Annotated in this window: 24 protein-coding genes and 2 rRNA genes; 17 read left to right on the top strand and 9 right to left on the bottom strand. The window is 58.0% G+C overall.

Features of this window, described 5'->3' with window-relative positions; all coding sequences use genetic code 11:
* The 3 genes from EOM25_03040 to EOM25_03030 all read left to right on the top strand — a co-directional run.
* Positions 1-475, top strand: a 23S ribosomal RNA gene (locus tag EOM25_03040); the annotation flags it as partial.
* Positions 476-507: 32 nt separating this feature from the next.
* A 5S ribosomal RNA gene (gene rrf, locus EOM25_03035) occupies positions 508-622 on the top strand.
* Positions 623-675: 53 nt separating this feature from the next.
* Positions 676-861: a hypothetical protein gene (locus EOM25_03030; protein ID NCC24163.1), complete on the top strand. Its 186-nt coding sequence runs from the start codon at positions 676-678 to the stop codon at positions 859-861.
* A 17-nt stretch (positions 862-878) separates the two neighbouring features.
* Here the strand turns inward: EOM25_03030 and nth are convergent, their stop codons facing one another.
* The 4 genes from nth to EOM25_03010 all read right to left on the bottom strand — a co-directional run bounded on the left by nth (position 879) and on the right by EOM25_03010 (position 2,696).
* Positions 879-1,550: an endonuclease III gene (gene nth / locus EOM25_03025; GenBank protein NCC24162.1), complete on the bottom strand. Its 672-nt coding sequence runs from the start codon at positions 1,548-1,550 to the stop codon at positions 879-881.
* A complete protein-coding gene (locus EOM25_03020) occupies positions 1,543-1,758 on the bottom strand; it encodes a cold shock domain-containing protein (GenBank protein NCC24161.1) in 216 nt (71 codons plus the stop codon). Before EOM25_03020 ends, nth begins: the two co-directional genes overlap by 8 nt.
* A 187-nt stretch (positions 1,759-1,945) precedes the next feature.
* Entirely contained in the window at positions 1,946-2,218 is a 273-nt protein-coding gene (locus tag EOM25_03015; protein ID NCC24160.1) for an acylphosphatase, read from the bottom strand.
* A gap of 28 nt (positions 2,219-2,246) precedes the next feature.
* Positions 2,247-2,696 (bottom strand): Hsp20/alpha crystallin family protein, encoded by a 450-nt coding sequence (locus EOM25_03010; protein NCC24159.1) that lies wholly within the window; start codon positions 2,694-2,696, stop codon positions 2,247-2,249.
* A 225-nt stretch (positions 2,697-2,921) separates the two neighbouring features.
* Between EOM25_03010 and EOM25_03005 the strand changes: the two genes are divergently transcribed.
* Genes EOM25_03005 through EOM25_02990 form a run of 4 tightly spaced genes read left to right on the top strand, consistent with a single transcriptional unit; the run spans position 2,922 to position 8,060 of the window.
* Positions 2,922-4,025 (top strand): flavodoxin-dependent (E)-4-hydroxy-3-methylbut-2-enyl-diphosphate synthase, encoded by a 1,104-nt coding sequence (locus EOM25_03005; GenBank protein NCC24158.1) that lies wholly within the window; start codon positions 2,922-2,924, stop codon positions 4,023-4,025.
* Between the two features lie 3 nt (positions 4,026-4,028).
* Entirely contained in the window at positions 4,029-5,762 is a 1,734-nt protein-coding gene (locus EOM25_03000; GenBank protein NCC24157.1) for a proline--tRNA ligase, read from the top strand.
* Between the two features lie 17 nt (positions 5,763-5,779).
* Positions 5,780-7,192 (top strand): exodeoxyribonuclease VII large subunit, encoded by a 1,413-nt coding sequence (xseA, locus tag EOM25_02995; GenBank protein ID NCC24156.1) that lies wholly within the window; start codon positions 5,780-5,782, stop codon positions 7,190-7,192.
* On the top strand, positions 7,167-8,060 hold the full coding sequence (locus EOM25_02990; protein ID NCC24155.1) for a M23 family peptidase: 894 nt from the start codon (positions 7,167-7,169) through the stop codon (positions 8,058-8,060). Before xseA ends, EOM25_02990 begins: the two co-directional genes overlap by 26 nt.
* 15 nt (positions 8,061-8,075) lie before the next feature.
* Here the strand turns inward: EOM25_02990 and EOM25_02985 are convergent, their stop codons facing one another.
* Entirely contained in the window at positions 8,076-8,483 is a 408-nt protein-coding gene (locus EOM25_02985) for a hypothetical protein (protein NCC24154.1), read from the bottom strand.
* A complete protein-coding gene (locus EOM25_02980; GenBank protein ID NCC24153.1) occupies positions 8,480-8,791 on the bottom strand; it encodes a MoaD/ThiS family protein in 312 nt (103 codons plus the stop codon). Before EOM25_02980 ends, EOM25_02985 begins: the two co-directional genes overlap by 4 nt.
* A gap of 197 nt (positions 8,792-8,988) precedes the next feature.
* Between EOM25_02980 and EOM25_02975 the strand changes: the two genes are divergently transcribed.
* The gene (locus EOM25_02975) at positions 8,989-9,939 is read left to right on the top strand and encodes a PhoH family protein (protein ID NCC24152.1); all 951 of its coding nucleotides are present in this window, start codon (positions 8,989-8,991) and stop codon (positions 9,937-9,939) included.
* Positions 9,936-10,370, top strand: coding sequence for an rRNA maturation RNase YbeY (gene ybeY / locus EOM25_02970; GenBank protein ID NCC24151.1), 435 nt, complete (start codon positions 9,936-9,938; stop codon positions 10,368-10,370). The genes EOM25_02975 and ybeY overlap by 4 nt, the downstream gene beginning before the upstream one ends.
* Here the strand turns inward: ybeY and ychF are convergent.
* The 3 genes from ychF to EOM25_02955 form a co-directional block, all read right to left on the bottom strand.
* The gene (gene ychF, locus EOM25_02965; GenBank protein ID NCC24150.1) at positions 10,360-11,460 is read right to left on the bottom strand and encodes a redox-regulated ATPase YchF; all 1,101 of its coding nucleotides are present in this window, start codon (positions 11,458-11,460) and stop codon (positions 10,360-10,362) included. The genes ybeY and ychF overlap by 11 nt on opposite strands.
* Positions 11,461-11,595: 135 nt before the next feature.
* On the bottom strand, positions 11,596-11,916 hold the full coding sequence (locus tag EOM25_02960; protein NCC24149.1) for a DUF190 domain-containing protein: 321 nt from the start codon (positions 11,914-11,916) through the stop codon (positions 11,596-11,598).
* Positions 11,917-11,928: 12 nt separating this feature from the next.
* Positions 11,929-12,306 (bottom strand): chromosome condensation protein CrcB, encoded by a 378-nt coding sequence (locus EOM25_02955; GenBank protein NCC24148.1) that lies wholly within the window; start codon positions 12,304-12,306, stop codon positions 11,929-11,931.
* A 157-nt stretch (positions 12,307-12,463) separates the two neighbouring features.
* On the opposite strand from EOM25_02955, the gene EOM25_02950 reads away from it, so the two are divergent.
* The 8 genes from EOM25_02950 to EOM25_02915 all read left to right on the top strand — a co-directional run bounded on the left by EOM25_02950 (position 12,464) and on the right by EOM25_02915 (position 21,821).
* Complete coding sequence (locus EOM25_02950; protein ID NCC24147.1) at positions 12,464-13,999, top strand: SDR family oxidoreductase; 1,536 nt, start codon at positions 12,464-12,466, stop codon at positions 13,997-13,999.
* Positions 13,981-14,475 (top strand): pyridoxamine 5'-phosphate oxidase family protein, encoded by a 495-nt coding sequence (locus EOM25_02945; GenBank protein NCC24146.1) that lies wholly within the window; start codon positions 13,981-13,983, stop codon positions 14,473-14,475. Before EOM25_02950 ends, EOM25_02945 begins: the two co-directional genes overlap by 19 nt.
* Positions 14,472-15,818 carry a deoxyribodipyrimidine photo-lyase gene (locus tag EOM25_02940; GenBank protein ID NCC24145.1) on the top strand — a complete coding sequence of 449 codons (1,347 nt, stop codon included), beginning with the start codon at positions 14,472-14,474 and terminating at the stop codon, positions 15,816-15,818. The genes EOM25_02945 and EOM25_02940 overlap by 4 nt, the downstream gene beginning before the upstream one ends.
* Positions 15,819-15,830: 12 nt before the next feature.
* Complete coding sequence (locus tag EOM25_02935) at positions 15,831-16,787, top strand: DUF1722 domain-containing protein (protein NCC24144.1); 957 nt, start codon at positions 15,831-15,833, stop codon at positions 16,785-16,787.
* 5 nt (positions 16,788-16,792) lie between these two features.
* The gene (locus tag EOM25_02930; GenBank protein NCC24143.1) at positions 16,793-17,515 is read left to right on the top strand and encodes a metallophosphoesterase; all 723 of its coding nucleotides are present in this window, start codon (positions 16,793-16,795) and stop codon (positions 17,513-17,515) included.
* Between the two features lie 13 nt (positions 17,516-17,528).
* A complete protein-coding gene (locus EOM25_02925) occupies positions 17,529-18,854 on the top strand; it encodes a DUF1566 domain-containing protein (GenBank protein ID NCC24142.1) in 1,326 nt (441 codons plus the stop codon).
* Positions 18,855-18,926: 72 nt separating this feature from the next.
* On the top strand, positions 18,927-20,195 hold the full coding sequence (locus EOM25_02920; GenBank protein NCC24141.1) for a VWA domain-containing protein: 1,269 nt from the start codon (positions 18,927-18,929) through the stop codon (positions 20,193-20,195).
* 285 nt (positions 20,196-20,480) lie between these two features.
* Positions 20,481-21,821 carry a TrpB-like pyridoxal phosphate-dependent enzyme gene (locus tag EOM25_02915; GenBank protein ID NCC24140.1) on the top strand — a complete coding sequence of 447 codons (1,341 nt, stop codon included), beginning with the start codon at positions 20,481-20,483 and terminating at the stop codon, positions 21,819-21,821.
* Positions 21,822-21,824: the final 3 nt, after the last annotated feature.

The following is a 21,824-nucleotide window of genomic DNA, read 5'->3' as shown; positions in this document are numbered from 1 at the left end:
TAAAAGGTACGCCGGGGATAACAGGCTGATCGCATCCAAGAGTTCACATCGACGATGCGGTTTGGCACCTCGATGTCGGCTCATCACATCCTGGGGCTGAAGCAGGTCCCAAGGGTACGGCTGTTCGCCGTTTAAAGTGGTACGCGAGCTGGGTTTAAAACGTCGTGAGACAGTTTGGTCCCTATCTTCCGTGGGCGTAGGAGACTTGAGAGGGCCTGTCCCTAGTACGAGAGGACCGGGATGGACGATCCACTAGTGTCCCTGTTGTGACGCCAGTTGCAGCGCAGGGTAGCTATGATCGGAAGGGATAACCGCTGAAAGCATCTAAGCGGGAAGCCTGCCTCGAGATTAGGTCTCCCCTCATCTTCGGATGACTGAAGGTCCCTGGGAGACTACCAGGTTGATAGGCCGGAGGTGTAAGCACAGCAATGTGTTCAGCTGACCGGTACTAATAGACCGTGAGTCTTAACAACAACTTCCATCACCCATTTTGCTCATATATTGAGTCCTGGTGACCAAGGAGGAGGGGACACACCCGATACCATTCCGAACTCGGAAGTTAAGCCCTCCATCGCCGATGATACTGCGCTTTTAAGTGTGGGAAAGTAGGTCGTCGCCAGGACTTTTTTTTATTTGGTTTTGTAGATGATATGAAATTTCGATGCGGGACGTGAGATGAACGAAAAAAGGCGGTCTTCGATACTATCGGCACTTGGGCGGGGAATTCTTCTTGGCGGATCCGTAGGATTTATCGCCAGCTGGATGGGCATGCCTCTTCAGCGGGCTTTTTTCCTCGGCGTCATTGGTGGGGTCCTGGCCGGATTGACCAAAGGGTTAGTTGATAAGTCCAAGGATAAGTGATTGATATTTAATAAATTTTAAAAGTAAAATGAACAGAATTGAGCCAATTCGCAGCGTTCGCATTGTGGATTTTTGGCCCGACACACGTCACGGCCAAAGAGAACGAGGCGGTGGTTCATGTTTCCCCATTCTTTTTGAGGAAAAACTTCCATCAATTCTTTTTCGATTTTCGTCGGATTGCTAAAATCGGTCAGGCCCAACCTCTGTGAGATCCTGGCCACATGAGTGTCCACGGCGATGCCTTCCTGAATTCCAAAAGCGTTCGAGAGAACCACATTGGCCGTTTTTCGCGCTACTCCCGGAAGAGTAACCAATTCGTCCATTGATGACGGGATAAAACCTTGGTGTTTTTCCACTAGCAGACGGGCGGTCTCCTGTAGGTTTTTGGCCTTGTTCCGGTAGAACCCCGCCGAATAGATAATTTTTTCAATTTCTTTCAGATCGGCATTGAGCAGGTCGATTGGCTCGGGCCATCGGGAGAAGAAGTCCGGGGTGATTTTATTGACCCGGACGTCAGTGCATTGGGCCGAGAGAATCGTGGCTACTAGGAGTTCCCATGGATTTTTCCAATTCAATTGGGTCGATGGGCGCGGGTACCGGCGGGCAAGTCGGTCAAAAACAGCGCGTGCTAGGTCGTGACGCTCAGGGCCAGTTGCTTGGGAATTTTCCAAAGCCGACGCTTCAGTCATTGGAAATGGGCACGACTTGTTCGGCCTTGAGTCCATATTCGCTTTGGCCGACGACAAAAGAAACCAAGGTTCCTTTTTTCAAGGTCTTGAAGCCAGTCATCTGAATGTCGGCGTAATGGACAAATACATCTTCATCATCGGCTTCGGTTTCGATATACCCAAAACCCTTTTCTTCGTCGAACCACTTCACCCTGCCCTTGCGGACCATTAACGAACCTCCTTTCGAATTCCGCACAGCCAAGTTCAAGTTTCAGTCGTCATCAAGTTTGAAAACTAAATAATCTTGAACTGTTAAAGAAATACAGAGTTTGAAAAATTGGGAGACGTATTGGCTACGAGGTCATTGATGGAGCAAAAAAGGGGGAGTTCAATCCCTCCCCCCTCCAATGTGAGCGCTATCTGACGGAGAAGTGCTCGTAGCCTTTGTCGTATTCGATCCACTGCCCCTTGACATCTTTGACGTGACTGAACGTGGAACCCTGTACTAGCCTCGTTCTCAATTCGTTCATTTTTTCTTCGGGTCCCTGGGCTAGAATTTCCACTTCGCTATCTCGGAGATTTCTAACCCAGCCTGTGAGGCCAAGGGCTTCGGCCTGTTCTCTGACCCAGGCTCTGAAGCCGACGCCCTGGACCTTTCCGGATACGATGAATTGCATTGACTTGGTCATTGGCATTCCTTTGGCTAAAGGTTCTCGGTCATGATTGGATTTGAATTTTCGTCCCTGATTTTTCCGGTGCCTTTTCAAAAATTATTGTCAAAATACCCTTGTCGAATCTTGCCATGACGTTTTTTTGGTTCACTGGCCCAGGAAGTGGGATGGTTCGGCTAAAGCTTCCGTAGCTTCTTTCCAGACGGTGGAAGTTGTCTTTTATTTCTTTTTCCTCGAATTTTTTTTCACCCTTGATGATCAGAGCGTTTCCCTCGATCTGAAGGTCGATGTCAGTGGGTTCCATGCCCGGCAGTTCGGCCTTGATCGATATTTGCTTGTCGTTTTCGGAAATGTCAACGGCCGGGTATCCAAGGTCCCGGAAGGACATGAAATCAAACGGACTCTTCCAGAAGTCTTCCAAAAGGTCGGCCATGCTGGTCGGGCGCTGTGTTTTCAGGGAATTTTTCTGTAATTCCGGCAAAAATTTTCTGAACATAACACATACCTCCTGCTTGCTACATGAATGTGAGGCAGAAAAATAATTTGTTAAAAATTATGCTCTAGCTTCTGAAAGTCAATATGGCTTTCACATATGACAGGAAGTCCTGTGAAAAACCATTATCGGGAGGATCCATTGCCGCACCGGTTTGGACCAAGATGCGTTTTCCGATGTTGACCGTCCAATACGAGGTCCCGTAGTCTTTTCCCGAGGAGAGACAGGATGATTCAACGGCGTGAATCGAAAGTGGTCCGGATTGGCAAGGTGGCCATCGGAGGACACGAGCCGATCAGGGTTCAGTCCATGGCCAATACCGATACTCGAAACATTGAGGCCACGCTGGAGCAAATCGAGGGGTTGGCCTACGGTGGGTGCGAAATCGTGCGGTTGGCCGTTCCGGACATGGCCGCCGCCAAGGCCCTGGGCCAAATCAGAGTCAAAACGGGTGTTTCCCTGGTAGCGGACATTCATTTTGATTCTCGTTTAGCCGTGGCCGCTGTTGAGGCCGGTATCGACGGACTCAGGATCAATCCTGGGAACATCGGCGGACCAACTAAGATTCGACGGGTGGTGGATGCCGCCAAGGCCGGCAACGTCCCGATCCGAATTGGGGTCAATGGCGGATCACTGGAAAAGGACGTGTTGTCCCGATATGGTGGCCCGACGCCGGAGGCCATGGTTGAAAGCGCAATGGGGCATATCCGGATTCTTGAAAATCTGAATTTCGACCTGATCAAGGTCTCGCTGAAATCTTCGTCCGTGACCAATACCGTGGAGGCCTATCGACTTTTGGCCGAACGGGTGGACTACCCCTTCCACATCGGCATAACCGAGGCTGGAACTCCGGCCAGAGGTGCGGTCAAGTCCGGAGTCGGCTTGGGGATACTCCTTTACCTCGGACTGGGTGACACGTTGAGGGTGTCGCTGACCGGTTCTCCTGCTGCCGAGCTTCCGGTGGCTTGGGGAATTCTCCGATCGCTGGGGCTCAGACACCGTGGGCCGGAGATCATTTCCTGTCCGACCTGCGGACGGACTGAAATTGATCTTCAGGGTTTGGCCGAGGCTGTTGAAGATCGCCTCATGTCGGTTCAAGACATTTTCACAGTGGCTGTCATGGGATGTGTGGTCAACGGTCCAGGCGAGGCCCGCGAGGCCGACATCGGCATTGCCGGTGGACGGGACAAGGGGATCATTTTTCGCAAGGGCCGGGTTGTCCAGACGGTTCTCGGACACGATCGACTTTTACCCGCATTTCTCGAAGAGCTTGAGGAGTTCATTCGGGAACGCCATGTCATCATCAACCACAACGAACAGGCAGGCTCATAAACGATGCGCTATTCAAATTATTACATTCCGACTTTGAAGGAAGATCCGGCCGAGGCCGAGGTGATCAGCCACAAGCTTCTTTTGCGGGCGGGCATGATTCGTAAACTCACGGCAGGGGTCTATACCTATCTGCCCCTTGGGCTGAGGGCGCTGAACAAGGTGTCGGCCATCGTTCGAGAGGAGATGAATCGGGCCGGTAGCCTGGAAATTCTTATGCCCACGGTGCAGCCGGCCGACCTCTGGAAGGAGTCCGGGAGGTGGAACGCCTATGGTCGCGAGTTGTTGCGCTTCTTGGATCGCCACGACCGGGAGTCCTGTCTGGGGCCGACCCACGAGGAGGTTGTCACCGATCTGATCCGAGGAGAAGTGCGTTCTTATCGTCAACTGCCTCTGAATCTCTATCAAATTCAGACCAAGTTCCGGGACGAGATTCGGCCGAGATTCGGGCTTATGCGTGGACGGGAATTCGTCATGAAGGATGCGTATTCCTTCGACAGGGACGAGGAAGGGGCCGAACGGAGTTACTGGGCGATGTATGAGGCCTATAAGCTGGTCTTCGGCCGACTCGGACTGCGTTTCCGTGCCGTGGAGGCCGATTCGGGCTCAATAGGAGGCAGCTTTTCCCACGAGTTCATGGTCCTGGCCGACACCGGCGAGGATACCCTGGTTGTTTGCGAGTCATGCCAGTATGCCGCCAATCTGGAGAAAGCCCGGGTCAAGTTGGACGAAGGAGCCGTTTTTGGACCATGCCCGTCCTTGACCGAGGTCGCCACGCCCGGAAAACATACCGTGTCCGAAGTGGCCGATTTTTTCGGCCTTGGTCCGGAGCGAATCATCAAGACCCTTCTCTATGATGTCGATGGCTCGGCCGTGGCCGTTCTCATACGGGGAGACCGGGAACTGAACGAGATCAAGCTCAAGAATCGTCTCGGAGCCGAGGCCTGCTCCTTGGCCACCCCCGATCAGGTCCGGGAGTGGTCTGGTGCTCCAGTGGGTTTCGCCGGCCCGGTCGGACTGGCCTCGTGTCGGATCCTGGCTGATCAGGAACTGGCCCAGGGGACCGACTGGGTGGTCGGAGCCAACAAGGCCGATTTCCATCTTGTCCATGTCAGCCTTGAACGTGATGTTCTGATGGCCGAGTATGCCGATCTTCGCAACGTGACCGAAACCGATTCTTGTCCGGAATGTAGCGGGAAAGTCAGTCTCCCCAAGGGCATCGAGGTCGGTCATGTATTCAAGTTGGGGACCAAGTACAGCCGGGCCATGAACGCCGTTTTTCTCGACGAGCAGGGTAGGGAGCGGATCATGATCATGGGTTGCTACGGTATCGGCGTCAGTCGGGTGGTGGCGGCCTGCATCGAACAGAACCATGACGAAAAGGGCATGATTTTCCCTCCGCCCATTGCGCCGTTCGAAGCCGTGCTCATCCCCCTTGCGGCCCGTTCACAAGAGGTGACGGCCAAGGCGGAAAAGATCTATGGACAGCTTCAGGCCATGGGGGTCGAGGTCCTTCTGGACGATCGAGACGAACGGCCGGGAATCAAATTCAACGACGCGGATCTCGTCGGTTGTCCCATGCAGCTCGTTCTGGGCGAGAAGGGTCTGGTCAAAGGAATTCTGGAAGCCAAGGACAGGAGAACCGGGGAGAAGACCGAGTTGCGTCTTGATGCTTTTGAAGCCGATTTCAACGACTGGAGAAGATCCGTTCACCGGGGATGGAATTTGGCGGCAAGCTAGGGAATGATCCGAGGGCCATGGGACAAATATTCAGCGTTCGGGATCTGACCGAGGCCGTCAAGACCGTGGTCGAAGGGGAATTCCCATTCGTTCGGGTTCGGGGGCAGATTGGAAATCTGACTCGGGCCGGATCCGGTCATGTCTATTTCAATCTCAAGGATGAAGCCGCAGTTTTGGCCGTGGTTTGGTTCAAATCCAGTAGGTCCCGGCATTTTGTTCAGACCGGGGAGCGCATCGATCCACTGACCGGGGAGGTCTTCGAGGCCGACCCACTCGACTGGCTGCCTAGTGAAGGCTCCTCGGTTTTGTGCGCCGGACGGCTGGCCGTGTATGCCCCACGGGGAGTTTATCAGCTCGTGGCCGAATTGGTCCAGGAAGACGGGGTCGGAAACCTGCATATTCAATTCGAAGCTTTGAAACAGGAATTGGCCGGTCTTGGATTTTTCGACCAGTCCCGAAAACGATCTCTGCCCGTCAATCCGAAGCGGGTGGCGGTCATTGCCGCGCCCACTGGAGCGGCGATTCAGGATTTTCTCGAGATCGGCGCCTGCCGAGGAACAGGAGGGGAGATTCGAATGTACCCCTCTCTTGTCCAAGGATCCCAGGCCCCGGAGCAATTGGCTCGGGCCGTGGAGCGATGCGGGCGGGACGGCTGGGCCGAAGTGTTGGTCCTCGTTCGGGGAGGCGGCTCTCTGGAGGATCTGTGGGCCTTCAACAGTAAAGAATTGGCCTTGGCCCTGGCCTCTTCCCCTATCCCGGTCATCACCGGCGTGGGTCATGAAGTGGATGTGACCATTGCCGATCTTGTGGTCGATATCCGGGCGGCAACTCCGAGCCATGCGGCTCAATTACTGTGGACGGATCGGGAATCCCTGTTTCAGCGGCTCGACGAGGCTGGAGCCGGATTGGCGCGGGCGTGGAATTCGCACGAACGATCCAAGGTGGATGCGATCCGGGTCCTTGAGAGGGAATTGAGCCTGCTTTCTCCTGTCGCAAGCCTGGAGCGCTCGGCAAAGGAGATTGGCAAGATTGAGGCAGATCTGGCTCGTGCAATGACGTTCTGGTTAGATGGTTTGGGCCAGCGAGTGGAGACACGGGTCGAGGCTCTGACATCCTGCCGTCGGCTGGAATTCTGGGAACGCCGGATGGAGCAGCTCTCCATTTTTTTTAACCGTTTTGAATCCTCGGTCAAGGCATTGGTCCGCCAGTCCGAGGCCGCTCTGGAGCTGGCCTGGTCCAGACTAGAGGGGCTCGACCCTTTGCGTCCCCTGGGGCGAGGGTACGCCTTGGTGAGGGGGATGGGTGGTGAACTCGTCGTCAGCTCCGCTCAGGTCCACTCCGGTGAGCGTCTGGACATCGGCTTCCACGATGGACAAATCCCTGTAAGGGTCTTGGAGCCATCCGATGCCGAAGGAGATGGTCATGGTTAGAACCGTGTCCCGAAAGTTTCTTCTGATTTTGGCCGTATGGCTTGGCACAGTCGTATCGCCGCTCGAGGCCCGGGCCTTGAGATTTGAAGCTCCAGAGCACCTCGCCGTGGGCGAGGCCGCCGTCTGCACGGTCTGGAGCCCGTTCGCGTCGACCGAATCCATGGTTCTTGTCTGGGAGGAGTTTCGGGTGCCCCTAATTTTTTGGGGACAGGAGGATGGATCGTTCCGGGCTGAAGCCCTGATTTCGGCTTCTTTGGATCAGGAGGTCGGCAGACGGCCGATCGTGATCTCGTCTGATCGTCGAGAGATCGCCAGGTCCGAGGTTTCTATCCGGTCCAGAGAGTTCGAGGAGCAACGGCTCGCGCTGCCCAAGGCCATGGTTGATCCCAAACCGGAAAGTTTGGAGCGGCATTGGGCGGAGCAAAAGGAGATCAAGGCCATCCTAGGGTCCGTGACAGCAGCCAGATACTGGGATCTTCCCCTGGCCTGGCCTGTTCCGGGGAGTATTTCCAGTTCCTTCGGTCTGAGACGGGTCCTCAACGGGCAACCCCGGTCCCCGCACAAGGGGATCGATTTGCGCGGTGCAGAGGGCACGCCGGTGGCGGCCTGCGCCGACGGAGTGGTGGTTTTGACTGGAGACCACTACTTTTCAGGTCGATCGGTGTACCTGGATCACGGTCTTGGCGTGATCAGCCTGTACGCCCATCTTTCCGATATTTCGGTCCGCTCCGGTCAAGTGGTTCGAAAAGGGGAGGTCGTCGGATCCGTGGGCAAGACGGGACGGGCCACTGGGCCCCATCTTCACTTCGGGCTAAGCGTTCTGGGACGTAGCGTGGATCCAGTTCCGCTGCTTAAGGGCCGGGATTGAGTCCGGGTCGGCTGGTCACTGAAAGAAGAATTCAATCAGAGAAAGCTGAAAGTCTGGCAGTTCCTCGTCCGAATAGAGGAGCGGCCGCTTGTGGGTGAATACGTCGACTTCGGAGATGTCCTTGGTGACAACAATCTCGGGGGAAAGGGATATGCGAAGTTTTCCCGTTGGCTTACGGTCCTTGATCTCGATGCCGGTGATACGGCCTTGCCAAGGGTTTTGGGTATCCTTGCTCCGGGCATCGTAGGTGATTTCCCGCTCCAATCCGAGGGCCTCGTTGTATTCGTCCGACGTCAGCCAGACAGTGGCGTTGGCTGTCGGCTCGGCTTGTTTGACCTTTGTGTTTTTGGCAGCGCATCCGGCAAGCATGACGCAGGCAATCAGGACAATCAAGATGGACGTATTGTATGTGACACGGTTCATGAATGGTTCTCCGTTGGAATGTCATTGTCTCGGACCCTGCGGATGCCGAGAAGCACCCGGTAGGGTCCCGGGGTACCCGGGGGGACCAGGGCGATTTTGTCGCCATCGTTCAGGACCGTATCCATGGTGTGAACCTTGCCGTTGACAAAGGCCCCTTCGACCTCGTCGTCGGAAAGGCCCAGCGATTTGATGAGACCTTGCAAGTTCTGGCCGGGGGTAATGTCCACCCTGGTTTCGTAAGGGGAAAGCCCCTTGCTGGCAAAAGTCGATTGGAGAAAGGAAAAGGCGCTGACAACGACGGTGGCCATGGGATGCTCTCTGTTCGTTCCTGGAATGCCGGCATGGCCGGCGTGCAAAAGAGGATATTGCCAGCCGGGCATCGGGAAATCAAGTCCGGGTCCTTCGGACCGTCGGCACGGTCCGCTTGGATCTGCAAAGGGGGAGACAGACTTTGATCGAACATCACGAGGTTGTCGAATGCACGGTCACGTTCGAGGACAGCACCATGGTTCAGGATTTGTCTGGACCGGACGGCAAGAATCTCGGCCAGCTTTCTCAGAAGACCGGCGTGGTCATCGACCATCGAGGGAACGAATTTTACCTTCGGTCCCCCGAGGAGGAACGACTGGTCCTGGCAAAAAAATGTCTCGAGCAACTCTACGAGTTGGCCGAATCCGGATACAGGGTCCACGAACTGGACGTGGACAGCGCAGTGCGCATCCTGTCCAGGGAACCCAACACCAATCTCAAGGCCTTTTTCCGGAACAACGTCTTTGTGGTGTCGCCACGCAAGACCATCGTTCCCAAGACCTTGAACCAGCGGGAATATCTTCATTCCATCCGTCACAACGACCTGACCTTCGGCATCGGACCGGCGGGCACAGGCAAGACATATCTGGCCGTGGCCCTGGCCGTTTCGGCCCTGACCTCCCATCAGGTCAAGCGGATCATCCTAACCAGGCCGGCTGTGGAGGCCGGGGAAAAACTGGGCTTTTTGCCGGGGGATCTGGTGGAGAAGGTCAACCCCTACCTGCGCCCCCTGTACGATGCCCTGCATGACATGCTGGACTTCGCCAGGGTCCAGGAAATGCGAGACACGGGCATCATTGAGATCGCTCCTCTGGCCTTCATGCGAGGAAGAACGCTGAACAACGCTTTCATCATCCTGGATGAAGCCCAGAACACGACCCCCGAGCAAATGAAGATGTTTTTGACCCGACTGGGTTTCGGTTCCCGGGCCGTGGTCACGGGCGACGTGACCCAGATCGATCTTCCCGGGCGGACCGATTCCGGCCTCATCCAGGCCCGGGAGGTGCTGGTCGGGGTGCCGGGCATTGGCATGACCTTGTTCGGCGACGAAGACGTTATCCGCCATCCTTTGGTTGGCCGCATCGTCCAGGCCTACGATCGTTGGGAGACCGCCAGGGATCAGGCCCGGCGGGAGAGGGGAAAATGACGGGCCTGTCGGTGGTTCGAGGCGGGGCGCGTATCGATCCGTCGCTGCCGGTTTCCAGAAACGAATTGCGTTGCGTGACAAGAGATATCATGGCCGTCATGGGTCTTTATGAGGCCGGATTGGAACTGGTCTGCGTGGACGATGCCGAGATGGCCGAATACAACTGGAAGTTCATGGGCTGCCCCGGACCGACTAACGTCCTGAGCTTTCCGGCCGGAGACGGAGACGACGCTCTGGGTCAGATCGTTCTGAGCGTGGAAACACTGGGCCGTGAGGCTGTCCTTTATGGACAGGACCCCGATAAGCATCTGGTCAGGCTCATGGTCCACGCCATCCTTCACTTGACGGGCATGGAGCATGGGCCTGTCATGGATTCCGCGACCGAGGCGATCCTCGAGGAATTGTTCCGGAAAAGGGAGGCTAAACGTTGAACAGAAAGTGGACGACGTCCCCGTCCCTGACCACGTACTCCTTGCCTTCCGATCGAAGCAGGCCTGCCGCCCGGCAGGCCGATTCCGAGCCCTGGGCCACGTAGTCGTCGAACCCGACGATTTCAGCCCGAATGAATCCCTTTTCAAAATCGGTATGAATGACCGATGCCGCCTTGGGGGCCTTCCAGCCGCGGCGGATGGTCCAGGCCCGAACTTCCTTGGGCCCGGCCGTAAAGTAGCTGATAAGGCCCAGGGTGGCGTAGCCGGTGTGGATGATCTGGGCCAGGCCGCTTTCGGATACGCCGAAGGATTCGAGAAAATCGGCCCGTTCCGAGGGGTCGAGCCCCACCAATTCCTCTTCCATGCGGGCCGAGATGGTGACCACGGCCTCGCCGCGGGAGGCCGCGAATTCGCGGACCTGATCGACGTATTGATTGCCTTGGCCCAGGGACGCATCGTCCACGTTGGCGCAGTAGATGACCGGCTTGAGGGTGAGAAGGGATGTCTCGGCAACAAAGGCCCGGCCGTGGTCGGTTTCGAGATCCGAAAAGCCCCTGGCCGGTTGTCCGGTCATGAGACGGGCGAGTAGGGCCGAGGCGAGATCGAGCATCGGCTGCAGGGACTTGTCCCCTTTGATCTGCTTGCCCATACGCTCGACGCGGCGTTCCAGGGTCTGGGCGTCGGCCAGGATGAGTTCGGTCTCAACGACCTCGATGTCCCGGATGGGGTTCACGGAGCCGTCCACATGAATGACGTCGGGATCGTCGAAACACCGGACCACATGGAGAATGGCCTGGGTGTCGCGGATGTTGGCCAGGAACTTGTTGCCCAAGCCCTCACCCTGGCTGGCCCCTTTGACCAGGCCGGCGATGTCGATGAAATCCACGGTGGCCGGGGTGATCTTGGCCGGATCGACGAGCTTGGCCAGGGCCTCCAGTCGGTGGTCCGGAACGGGCACCACGGCCAGATTGGGCTCGATGGTGCAGAAGGGATAGTTGGCGCTGGCCGCGTTCTGGGCCTGGGTCAAGGCGTTGAAGAGGGTGGACTTGCCCACGTTGGGCAGTCCGACGATGCCGATGCTCAAGGCCATGGAAATTCCTCGTCGGGTTGCGGGGTTCTGGACACGGGAAAGAGGCGTTTTTGGTCGAACGAGGCGGGTTCTGCCCTTGAAGACCACAAAAGGCAAGAGTCTATCGAGTCAGACAGTCGGCTCCGGCCTCGATTCTCATTTGAGATGGAGCATGCCTTTTCCGGGAGTGATTGAATAGGCTCCTTTGATCTGGATCGATTCGAGATGGGGCAAAAAAGCCTGAATCCGTTCGGGGGTATCAACAATTTCGATAACGATTGGCAGGTCTTCGGAAAGGCGAAGGATTTTGGACGTATGGATTTGGCTGTTGGCTCCAAAGCCCATGACGCCGCGATAGACCGTTGCTCCAGCCAGTCCTCTTTTACGGGCCTCCCGGATAATGAGTTCATAGACCGGAAGGCCTTGGTGCCTGGCGGTTTCGCCGACAAAGATGCGGATGGTCTCGATGTCGATCATGGAACCCTCCATTTACAGAATCCTGCCAAAAAAAAATCCAAGCCTCAGGGCCACCAGGCCGACCAGGACCTGGCCGACAACGTTGACCGCCAGCCTGGCCCATTGAAGATCGGTCATCAGAGCCGAGGATTCGAAGATGAAGGTCGAGAACGTGGTGAACGCCCCCATGAAGCCGACCAGGAGAATGGTCCTCGTTTCGGCGTTGATGGCCATGCGGTTTTCGGCCAGGATCCAGATGAGCCCGAAAAGAAAGGAGCCGAAAACATTGACCACGGCCGTTCCCCACGGGAAACCCCGGCCCAAAACAGAATAAACCAAGCCTGAGAGCCAGTAGCGGGCCAGGGTTCCGCCCGCTCCGGCCAAGGCAATGAGGAGAATTTTGGAAAGCATCAGAATTTGATCCTTGGCAAGCAGGCTAGTCCAGGTTCGACAACGCGTCTAGCCAAAGCTTTGGCCCATCCGATTTGAATTGATCAACGAGACTGACTGCGTGGCCTTGTGCATTCATCATTGCATCGGTAGAATCATTCCAAGGAGATCAACGATCATGAGCGATATTTTTTCTCGCGGCCGTGTCCTGGTCCTGGGGGCCACGGGGTACGTGGGTGGTCGGCTTGTTCCCCGTCTTCTGGATGCCGGGTGGACCGTGCGGGCCGCGGCCCGGAGTAGGGCCAAGCTGGGTTGTCGACCCTGGGCCGGGCATCAAGAGTGTGAAATCGCGGCTGCCGACGCCCTAAACCGAGAATCTCTGGACCGGGCCATGGCCGACATGGACGCGGTGTTCTATCTTGTCCACTCTATGGCTCCGGGTGGGCACGATTACGCCGAACGGGACCGAAAAGCGGCCGAAAACGCCCGGGCCGCTGCCGAACAAGCCGGGGTCAAACGGATCATCTATCTGGGCGGACTGGGTGCGGTCGGCCAGGGATTGTCCAAACACCTCCGGTCACGAACGGAAGTGGGCGAAATCTTGGGCTCAGGGCCGGTTCCCCTGACTTGGCTGCGGGCGGCCATGATCCTCGGAGCCGGGAGCGCTTCCTTCGAGATCATGCGCTATCTGGTGGACCGACTGCCCGTCATGATCACCCCGATCTGGGTCCATACCAGATGCCAGCCCATAGCCATCTCCAATGTTCTGGATTATTTGGCGGGTTGCCTGGAGAACGAGGCTACGGCCGGGGAGACCTATGACATCGGCGGGCCTGACATCCTCACCTATAAAGAGATGTTCGATATCTACGCCCGGGCGGCCGGGCTCAAACCACGGCTGATCATCCCGGTCCCCGTGCTCACTCCGACCTTGAGTTCCTATTGGATCCATCTGGTCACCCCGATTCCGGCGGCTCTAGCCAAACCTTTGGCCCAGGGGCTTGGCAACGAGGTCGTCTGCCAAGACAACCGCATCCGGGAGGCCGTGCCCGCACCTCTGGTCACCGTGGCCGAAGCCATTGCCTGGGCTTTGGACCGGGTCCGCCAGCAGACCGTGGAAACCTGCTGGAGTGACGCCGGGGATCTGCGACCTCCGGAATGGGTCGATTGCGGGGATGTATCCTACGCCGGGGGCACGGTACTCGAGATGGCCTTCACGGCCGTGCTCGATCGTCCCGCGGCCGAGGTCTGGCCGGCCGTGGCCGGCATCGGTGGGGAGCACGGCTGGTACTTTGCCGACTGGCTCTGGAATCTGCGCGGCCTGGCCGATCGGATGCTCGGCGGTATCGGTCTGCGCCGAGGCCGACGACACCCGGACAAGGTCCAAGTGGGCGACGCCCTGGATTTCTGGCGGGTACTCGTCGTCGATGTAGACCAGCGACTTCAGCTTCTGGCCGAGATGCGCCTCCCCGGGGAGGCCATCCTCGATTTCCGGCTCGAACCGGTCTTGGCCCGTCAGACCCGGGTCGTGCTCTCGGCCCGGTTCCTGCCCCGGGGGCTTTGGGGCATTATCTACTGGCGTTCCCTGCACCCGGTCCACGTGATCCTGTTCCGTGGTCTGCTCACCGGTCTGGCCCGCCGGGCCGGGGCAAAGATCGTGCAGGGCCCGGTCCGGTTCCAACAAAAGGAGACCACATGCACGCTCCGCAATTGACGGTCACCAGGGAGAAACGGGTTCTGGATCAGGAATTGCTCCGACGTCTGGAAACCATTCTGAAGAATGAACGGAGCGGGGTTCTGGCCACCTGCGGCCGGGACCGGCCCCTGACCAATATCATGGCCTTTGCCTGCACGGCCGACCTGAAAACCATCGTTCTGGCCACACCTCGAGAGACGACCAAGTACCGGAACATGGCCGAGAATCCGTGGGTCTCCCTGCTCATTGGCGGTTCGAAGTCTGGCCGGGAGCCCGATTTCTCGGCCCCGGTCCTGACCTTCGCGGCCCGGGCCGTGGAAGTGAAGGATGGGCAAGAGCGTATTGAACTTGGCCGTTTGTTCGTTGACCGACATCCGGAGCTGGCCGAGTTCATCGCCCTGGCCTCCACGGCCCTCATGCGTCTCGACGTGGAGTCCATCCGGCTCGTGGAACGTTTCCAGGCCGTGACCGAGATCGTCCTTGAGGCCCCATGAGGGTGCACCCGGAACGGATTCAAATTCTGCGTGAGGCGGCCCAGGGCCCGGGGCCGGTGGTCTATTGGATGAGCCGGGACCAGCGGGCCGAGCACAATTGGGCTCTCATCCAGGCCCAGGACCTGGCCCGTAAGACCGGGGCTCCAATATTTGTGGTCTTTTGTCTGGTATCGGCCTTTCCCCGGGCCACGCTCAGGGCCTACGACTTCATGCTCAGGGGCCTGGAGGAGACGGCCAAGCTTCTGGACAAGCGGAACATTCCTTTTTTCTTCTTGCGTGGAGAACCGGGAGCCGAGGTCTCGGCCTTTGTAACCCGGGTTCAAGCAGGGGCCCTGGTCACGGATTTCGATCCCCTTCGCCTGAAGCGGGCCTGGCAGGCCGAGGTCACGAGCCAGGTTTCCAGCCCCGTTTTTTGCGTGGACGCTCACAACGTGATCCCGTGCTGGGCGGTCTCGGACAAGCGAGAATACGCGGCCCGGACCATCAGGCCCAAGATTCATCGCCGGGCGGCCGAGTTCCTGACCCCGTTTCCGAATCTCGAGACTCAGGCCTCGATGGAGGCCGGAGATCCCTTTTCGGCCGAGGCCGTGCTGGCCGGTCTGGACTGCGAGCGAGAAGTGGAGCCTGTTTCCGGGATCCGGCCCGGTCCGGGTTCCGGGTCCGAGCGTCTGGAGGAGTTTCTGGCCCGGGGGCTGGCCGGGTACGACCGGAACCGGAACGATCCCAACAAGGATGGCCAATCCAGGCTTTCGCCCTTCCTCCATTTCGGCCAGATCTCGGCCCAGGAGGTGGCCCGCCGGGTTACAGAGCGCAAGGGAGTGCCGTCCGCCGACCGGGAGGCCTTTCTGGAGGAACTCATTGTCCGCCGGGAACTGAGCGACAATTTCTGCCTTCATTGCCGGGACTACGACTCTTTGGTTGGCCTACCCGACTGGGGCCGGGCCACTTTGGACAAGCACCGGCGAGACCCCCGTCCGTACCTCTATTCCCGGGACGAGCTGGAGCGGGCGGTCACCCACGACCCCCTGTGGAACGCGGCCCAGCGCCAGATGGTCCAGACCGGGGTCATGCACGGCTATCTTCGCATGTACTGGGCCAAGAAGATCCTGGAATGGACGGCCACGCCCGAAGAGGCCGTGAAGACGGCCGTGGACCTGAACGATCGCTTTGAGCTCGACGGCCGGGATCCCAACGGGTACGTGGGCGTTCTCTGGTCCATGGGCGGATTACACGATCGGCCATGGAAGGAGCGGTCCATTTTCGGTACGGTCCGCTATATGAGTCAGGCCGGGTGTCGGCGAAAATTCGACGTGGATGCGTATATTCGCCGTTTCGGCGGCTGAAAGGAGAAAGGCATGGACGGAACGGAAAAAATTCCCATGGGAGTCAGCCGTTGTCTGCTGGGCGAAAACGTTCGGTACGACGGCGGCCACAAGCTGGACCGCTTCGTGCGGGACACTCTGGGTCAGTTTTTCGACTATGTGGGCGTGTGCCCGGAGGTGGAATGCGGCCTGCCCGTGCCTCGGGAAGCCATGCGTCTGGAAGGGGATCCGGAGCATCCCCGCCTGCGGACCATCAAGACCCGGGAGGACCACACCGATCGCATGCAGGCCTGGGGACAGGGCCGTCTGGAAGAGCTCACGCCTTTGTGTCTGTGCGGGTACATTTTCAAGAGCAAATCGCCGAGCTCGGGCATGGAGCGGGTCAAGGTCTACAGCGAGAAAGGCATTCCAAGCATGAAGGGCGTGGGCATCTGGGCCCGCATGTTCATGGACCGCTTTCCGCTTGTGCCGGCCGAGGAGGAGGGCCGCCTGAACGATCCGGCCTTGCGGGAGAATTTCATCACCCGAGTCTTCGTGCTCAAGCGCTTCAGGGACTTGCTGTCCTCCGATCTTGGCCCGGCCGGTTTGGTCCGTTTCCACACCCGGCACAAGCTCCTGATCATGGCCCACCACGAGCCCACCTACCGGGAAATGGGTCGCCTCGTGGCCCGGGCAGGTTCCCTGTCGGTCGCCGATCTGGAACAGGCCTATCTGCCCCTTCTTCTCAAGGCCCTGAGCTTCAAGACAACCCGCAGGAAGCACCAGAACGTGCTCATGCATATCCTTGGCTATTTCAAAAAGATCCTCACTGCCGACGAGAAGCAGGAGATGCTCGAGATCGTCAGCCTCTACGCCCGGGGGCTTCAGCCCCTCATCGTCCCCGTGACCCTGGTCAACCACTATGTGCGCAAGTACGGCCAGGAATACCTGTCCGAGCAATACTATCTGCGGCCCCATCCCGTTGAGTTGGGCCTCATGAACCACGTGTAAATGCCATGCGCCTGGCCGTCATCTCCGACATCCACGGCAATCTGGCCGCCCTGGAGGCCGTGTTGGCCGACATCGACGCTCAGGTGCCGGATCATGTCCTCTGCGCCGGGGACGTGGTCGGGTACGGGCCCGAGCCCGAGGAGTGCCTGAATCTCGTCCGGGAGCGGGACATCCCCTGCGTCATGGGCAACCATGAGCAGGGCGTGGCCTTTCCCATGACCCGGAGCTGGTTCAACCCCCAGAGCCGCAAGGCCGTGGATCTGACGGCAAAACTCATCTCGGCCTCGTCCCTGGAATATATCTCCGGATTGCCCCGGTTTCTGGTTCAGGATGGGTGCCGGGTGGTCCATGGCTTTCCCCCTGACGAGATCCGCACCTATCTTTTCGCCCTGGATGCGGACGAATTGGCCAGCCGATTCCCAAAGATGAACGAAAAGGCCAATTTCGTCGGCCATACCCACGAACTTGAGCTGGTGACCTGGGACGGCCGAGTGGTTGCCCGCCGGCCCGTGCAGGAAGGGATTTATCCCGTGGGTGAGCAGGCTTTTGTCTGCAACGTGGGCAGCGTGGGCCAGCCCCGGGACGGCGATCCCCGGGCCAAGTACGTGCTCTGGGACGACACACGGCGGACTGTTGAAGTCCGCTGCGTGCCCTACGACATCGAGCGGACCGTGGCCCGCATTCGGGAGCAGGGATTTCCGGAGATTTCGGCCAAGAGGCTGTATTGATGGAAGCGACACGATGAGTGTGCGCATCGGCCCCTATCGGGTCCTGGGCCGGTTGGGGCAAGGCGGCATGGCCACGGTTTTGACCGTGGAGCACGAGGCTTTGGGCAAAGTCATGGCCTTGAAATTGCTGCGTCCCAGTGAGCTGAACGAGGCCCTTGTTGGCCTGGATGTTCTGAATGAGCGGTTCAGGGATGAGGCCCGGCTCATGGCTTCATTGGAGCACGAGAACATCGCCTCGGTCTGGGATCTTGGTCATGACAGGGGGACCCCCTACATGGTCATGGAGTATTGCAGTGTGAATTTGGGCCTGATCATTGGCGAGGTCCGGAGAGTGGAAGAGGCCACCAGGCCCATGGAGCCCGGGCTGGCCATGGATTTCGTCAGACAGGCCCTGGCCGGGCTCGACCGCATGCACCGGGCCGGCATGGTGCATCGCGACGTCAAACCCCACAATCTCATGCTCACCGGCACGGGCCGGGTAAAACTCATCGATTTGGGGCTGGCTTTGGTCCGGGGCCGGGAATGGATCCCCCATCGGGCCATGCGGGTGGGTTCGGCCTATTACGCGGCCCCGGAGCAGGAAGAGGATCCCAACGGAGTGAACCCGTCAGCCGATCTCTACGCCGTGGGCGTGGTCCTGTACCGGCTCTTGAGCGGCCATCTTCCCCCGGAGCCGGGTCGCGTTGACGAACAAGCCGGCTGGGATGCCAAATGGACGGCGTTTTTCAAGCGGGCGATGAACCCGATTCCCGGCCGTCGTTTTGCTTCGGCCAAGGAAATGACCGGGGCCTTGGATGATTTGTTCAAGCGATGGTTGAAGGAACACGAGGCTGTTTGCCGTCTGGACGAGGCTGAAATCAAGCCGATTCGGGTTATTCGGCCAAGGAGCGATCCGATACGGACCGGCGTCCGGAATCTTCCGAATTTTATCGGCCTGGACGATCTCTTGCGGGCGACAAATTCCGGATCGAGCGTTTTTCAGTCCACGGAACACGGCATGCTCGACGCGCGCACCGGTCTGGAGTGGAGCCTTCACGGCCCGGGGTATCCGATGAACATGGCCGAGGCCGCCGAGGTTCTGGCCGGGCTACCCAAAGACGGCGGAAGAGCCTGGCGGTTGCCCACGGTGGACGAGATGGCCACAATCCTTCAGACCCCGGTCTTTCCTCGAACCTCCTGCGTTCCGGACTGGCTGCCCCATGCGGCCCCGTGGGTCTGGACGTCGGATAGGAGGAGCCACAGGCATCACTGGGTGGCCGACGTTCGAAACGGCGCGGTCTTTCCGCTTGAACCCATGGCCAGAATCACAATTCTTCCGGTTAGAAGGATCAAACGCTGAATATTGTTTCTCCTTTCCGGAAAACTCGGCGGTGCACATAGAATCGGCCTCAAGTATGCCAAGGAGGATGCGATGAAAGATTTTCGATTTAGGTTATTATTTTTCATGACTATGTTTGTTTTTGCGACTATTCAAAACGTTATTGCCAGAGATGTCCAGATTGTATTGGACTGTTCAGGAAGCATGTGGGGAGCTCTTCCGGATGGTCAAACCAGGATTGAGGCCGCCAAGAATGCCCTGGAAAGTGTTGTATCCAGCTTGCCACAAGATGTTTCCTTGGCCTTTCGTGTTTTCGGGGCAAAATCTGAAACCAAAAAACGGGATTGCCAGGACAGTCAACTGCTTGTTCCATTTGGAAAGGCACCGGAGAATCGGGATACCATAGTTTCTTCAGCGCGAGACATCACCCCGAGGGGATACACGCCTATTAGCTTTTCCTTGACACGAAGCGCGGAAGATTTTTTTGGAAGGGCGCCAGGGGAACGGGTTATTATACTGATAAGCGACGGGGGAGAGAATTGCCAGGCCGACCCCTGCGCGTTGGCCAAAGCTTTGAAGGATAACGATGCGAGCCTCGTCATCCACACGGTCGGGTTCGATATTGACGCGTTCGGAAGATCTCAGTTGCAGTGCATAGCGAGGGTAACCGGGGGCATATATTTTTCGGCGAACACGGCCTCGGAACTGGTGACAGTTCTAACCAGGGCCGTGGCACAATTGCCTCCGACAGCGACAACGATCGTTGAACTTCCGCAAAAAGTTCTTGGCCGGCTGGTCATTGAAGGCCCTGATTTGAAGGGGCACAAGGTCACGAACGCCGAAAGTGGCGAGATCGTCGGAAGTATCAGTCCCGTCACATCTTCGCTTCAACTGCCTGCGGGCATCTACAGCGCGACCTTCGGCAAGAATGTCTGGAGTTCTATTGAAGTCGTTTCCGGCGAAACTACGATCTTACGCCCTGCACATCTGGGTGTGACCAACTCCATTGTAAACGGTCACAAGGTCATCGACCCGGAGACAGGTGAGGTCCACGCTTCAATCAGTTCCAGTACCTCAAAAGTGGCGATCTTGCCTGGGCGCTATCATGTCCTTTTTGGCGAGGCTGTCTGGCCGGTAGATCTTGAGGAGGGAGAAACACTGATTCTCAATCCCGGCGTCATCCAGGCCTCAGGCCTCGACATCAGAGGCTATAAAATTTTGGACCTTCAGGGAAAGAAAGTTGGCGACATCAGCGCAACCCGGAGCTATATGCCCTTGCCTCCTGGTGACTATCTCCTGGATATTCGATCGAAGAAAATTCCCTTCACGCTCAAAGAAAATGAGACCTTGCAGTTTAAGTAGCTGCAGAATTCGGATTTTATGCGTTTTGTGGAGGAAGTCATAGCCAATTTTTTGTCGGCCGCGTTCTTGACAAGTTCGAAGAAAAGGTCGATTTTTTTTTCATGAACACGGTACGGAATGCATATTGGTGGTGCTGGTGGCATAGATCGAAGCCGCCGGCGTAAGGAACTGAACAACGGGCCGCGGCTTTGGTCGCGGTCCGTTTGTTTCCGGGATTTCATTCCGGGGCGATGGGGGCCGGGCCGAAAGCCTGAGCCCCCAACTTTTTTGCAAGGAGGTATTGTCGTGGACGATCGCATAGATCTTTCCCAGTCGGAAATGCCCAGAGCCTGGTACAACATTCTGCCTGACCTGCCCACGCCCATGGCCCCACCCCTGGACCCGGAGACCAAGAAGCCGGTGACCCCGGAGCAATTGTCGGTCATCTTTCCCTCGGGGGTTATCGAGCAGGAGATGAGCCCGGAGCGTCACATCGACATTCCTCAGCCGGTCCTGGACGTCTATCGTCTCTATCGGCCCACGCCTTTGGTTCGGGCCAGAAATCTCGAAAAGGCCATCGGGACCAAGTGCCGGATCTTCTACAAGAACGAATCCGTGTCTCCGGCCGGGTCCCACAAGCCGAACACGGCCGTCCCCCAAGCCTATTACAACAAGTTGGACGGAGTGAAGCGGCTGGCTACGGAGACTGGGGCCGGGCAATGGGGAACGGCTCTGTCGTTCGCTACGGCCATGTTCGGGTTGCAGTGCACGGTGTACATGGTGCGGGTCAGCTACGACATGAAGCCCTACCGGAAGATCCTGATCAACGCCTACGGTGGGCAGATTTTTCCATCCCCGTCACCGGAGACTAGAACCGGCCGGGCCATGCTGGAGCGCGATCCCGAGTGCAAGGGAAGCCTCGGTCTGGCCATCTCCGAGGCCGTGGAGGATGCGGCCACCCATGATGACACCAAATACGCCCTGGGCAGTGTCCTCAACCATGTCATACTCCACCAGACCATCACTGGCCTGGAAACCCAGATGCAGATGAAGAAGATCGGTGAGCATCCCGATTATCTGGTCGGCTGTGTCGGGGGGGGGAGCAATTTCGGAGGGTTCGTGGCCCCGTTCATGCCCCGGAAGCTGGCCGGGGAAAAAATCACCTTCGTGGCCGCCGAGCCAAAGGCCTGTCCGACCCTGACCAAGGGTAGCTACCGCTACGATTACGGCGACGTGGCCAAGCTGACCCCGCTGCTCAAGATGCACACCCTGGGGCACGATTTCATGCCGGCCCCGATCCACGCAGGAGGGCTACGCTACCATGGAGACGCGCCCATTGTCTGTAATTTGATGGCCGAAGGCCTGATCCAGGCCCGGGCCTATTTCCAGACAGAATGCTTTGAGGCGGCCAAGCTCTTCCTGCAGACCGAAGGGTTTCTGCCGGCCCCTGAGACCTCCCACGCCATTAAGGCGGCCATGGAGGTGGCCAAAGAGGCCGAGCCCGGATCGAATATCGTGTTCCTCTACTCGGGCCACGGACTTTTGGACCTGTCCTCCTACGATGCCTTTTTGTCCGGCAGGCTGACCAATTTTGAGCTGCCGGATGAATGCATCCAGGAGGCACTCAAGGGGTGTCCCAAGATTTGATCT

Source organism: Deltaproteobacteria bacterium, from assembly GCA_009929795.1.
GTDB lineage: Bacteria > Desulfobacterota > Desulfovibrionia > Desulfovibrionales > Desulfomicrobiaceae > RZZR01.
The sequence above is the reverse complement of the archived record's forward strand: the minus strand, read 5'-3'. Positions and strand labels throughout refer to the sequence as shown.

What these genes read in the sequence shown, in the direction of transcription:
- EOM25_02975 (NCC24152.1), top strand. Translation starts at nt 8,989, where the DNA reads ATGGTTCAGGATTTGTCTGGACCGGACGGCAAGAATCTCGGCCAGCTT.
- EOM25_02960 (NCC24149.1), bottom strand. Translation starts at nt 11,916, where the DNA reads ATGATCGACATCGAGACCATCCGCATCTTTGTCGGCGAAACCGCCAGG.
- EOM25_02920 (NCC24141.1), top strand. Translation starts at nt 18,927, where the DNA reads ATGAAAGATTTTCGATTTAGGTTATTATTTTTCATGACTATGTTTGTT.
- EOM25_03030 (NCC24163.1), top strand. Translation starts at nt 676, where the DNA reads ATGAACGAAAAAAGGCGGTCTTCGATACTATCGGCACTTGGGCGGGGA.
- EOM25_03020 (NCC24161.1), bottom strand. Translation starts at nt 1,758, where the DNA reads ATGGTCCGCAAGGGCAGGGTGAAGTGGTTCGACGAAGAAAAGGGTTTT.
- EOM25_02950 (NCC24147.1), top strand. Translation starts at nt 12,464, where the DNA reads ATGAGCGATATTTTTTCTCGCGGCCGTGTCCTGGTCCTGGGGGCCACG.
- EOM25_03000 (NCC24157.1), top strand. Translation starts at nt 4,029, where the DNA reads ATGCGCTATTCAAATTATTACATTCCGACTTTGAAGGAAGATCCGGCC.
- EOM25_02925 (NCC24142.1), top strand. Translation starts at nt 17,529, where the DNA reads ATGAGTGTGCGCATCGGCCCCTATCGGGTCCTGGGCCGGTTGGGGCAA.
- EOM25_02990 (NCC24155.1), top strand. Translation starts at nt 7,167, where the DNA reads ATGCCGAAGGAGATGGTCATGGTTAGAACCGTGTCCCGAAAGTTTCTT.
- EOM25_02945 (NCC24146.1), top strand. Translation starts at nt 13,981, where the DNA reads ATGCACGCTCCGCAATTGACGGTCACCAGGGAGAAACGGGTTCTGGAT.
- EOM25_02935 (NCC24144.1), top strand. Translation starts at nt 15,831, where the DNA reads ATGGACGGAACGGAAAAAATTCCCATGGGAGTCAGCCGTTGTCTGCTG.
- EOM25_02985 (NCC24154.1), bottom strand. Translation starts at nt 8,483, where the DNA reads ATGAACCGTGTCACATACAATACGTCCATCTTGATTGTCCTGATTGCC.
- EOM25_03010 (NCC24159.1), bottom strand. Translation starts at nt 2,696, where the DNA reads ATGTTCAGAAAATTTTTGCCGGAATTACAGAAAAATTCCCTGAAAACA.
- EOM25_03005 (NCC24158.1), top strand. Translation starts at nt 2,922, where the DNA reads ATGATTCAACGGCGTGAATCGAAAGTGGTCCGGATTGGCAAGGTGGCC.
- EOM25_03015 (NCC24160.1), bottom strand. Translation starts at nt 2,218, where the DNA reads ATGACCAAGTCAATGCAATTCATCGTATCCGGAAAGGTCCAGGGCGTC.
- EOM25_02980 (NCC24153.1), bottom strand. Translation starts at nt 8,791, where the DNA reads ATGGCCACCGTCGTTGTCAGCGCCTTTTCCTTTCTCCAATCGACTTTT.
- EOM25_02940 (NCC24145.1), top strand. Translation starts at nt 14,472, where the DNA reads ATGAGGGTGCACCCGGAACGGATTCAAATTCTGCGTGAGGCGGCCCAG.
- xseA (NCC24156.1), top strand. Translation starts at nt 5,780, where the DNA reads ATGGGACAAATATTCAGCGTTCGGGATCTGACCGAGGCCGTCAAGACC.
- ychF (NCC24150.1), bottom strand. Translation starts at nt 11,460, where the DNA reads ATGGCCTTGAGCATCGGCATCGTCGGACTGCCCAACGTGGGCAAGTCC.
- EOM25_02930 (NCC24143.1), top strand. Translation starts at nt 16,793, where the DNA reads ATGCGCCTGGCCGTCATCTCCGACATCCACGGCAATCTGGCCGCCCTG.
- nth (NCC24162.1), bottom strand. Translation starts at nt 1,550, where the DNA reads ATGACTGAAGCGTCGGCTTTGGAAAATTCCCAAGCAACTGGCCCTGAG.
- EOM25_02955 (NCC24148.1), bottom strand. Translation starts at nt 12,306, where the DNA reads ATGCTTTCCAAAATTCTCCTCATTGCCTTGGCCGGAGCGGGCGGAACC.
- ybeY (NCC24151.1), top strand. Translation starts at nt 9,936, where the DNA reads ATGACGGGCCTGTCGGTGGTTCGAGGCGGGGCGCGTATCGATCCGTCG.